This is a genomic window from Streptosporangium sp. G12 (genome assembly GCF_052983175.1).
Window position 1 is genome coordinate 1 of the sequence record NZ_JBRIQO010000103.1, and the last position, 827, is coordinate 827.

Annotated in this window: 1 protein-coding gene; it reads right to left on the reverse strand. The window is 71.5% G+C overall.

The annotated features are described in order from the left end of the window. Positions 1–827, reverse strand: an 827-nt coding sequence (locus ACVCAG_RS45785; RefSeq protein WP_447191676.1) for a beta-ketoacyl reductase, incomplete at both ends; no start/stop codon positions are given.

An 827-nucleotide genomic window follows, 5' to 3' on the forward strand; every position in this document is an offset into this window, starting at 1 on the left:
CTCGACCGCGGTCAAGGAGTCGAAACCCAGCTCCTGGAAAGCCCGATCCGCCTGAACCGCCGTCGCCGAGGCGTGCCCCAGCACCGTCGCCACTTCCTGGCGGACCACCTCCAGCACGACCTCACGACGCCGGGCCTCATCCACCCCGTCCAGCCGCTGCACCAGCGCCGACCCGCCCGACCGCACCGCACGCCGCACCGGACCACGCACCAGACCCCGCAGCAATGCCGGCAATCTCTCGCCCCGCGTCCGCAGCGCCGCCACATCCACTCGCAGCGGCACCAGCGCCGCCACATCCGAGGCCAGACCGGCGTCGAACAGCGCCAGTCCCTCTTCCACCGACAGTGCCGGCAGACCCTGCCTGCGCATCCGCTCCCGGTCGGCCTCGGTCAGCCAGCCGCTCAACCCGGTGTCGGCATCCCACAGCCCGTAAGCCAGCGACGTCGCCACCAGCCCGGCCGAGCGCCGATGCGCCGCCAGCGCATCAAGGAACACATTCGCCGCCGCGTAGCTCGCCTGCCCGGCCGCCAGCACCAGCCCACCGGCCGAGGAGAACAACACGAACGCCGACAGATCCAGATCCGCCGTCAGCTCGTGCAGATGCCACGCCGCATCCGCCTTCGAGCCCAAAACCCCCTCGAACCGCTCCACGGTGAGCGAGCCGATCAACCCGTTGTCGGCGACCCCGGCCGCGTGCACCACACCCTTGAGCGGATACTCCGCCGGGATACCCGCGATCAACTCGGCCAGCGCGTCCCGGTCACCGACGTCGCAGGCCGCGACCGTGACCGTGGCGCCCAGCTCCCACAGTTCCGCCACCAGGTCGG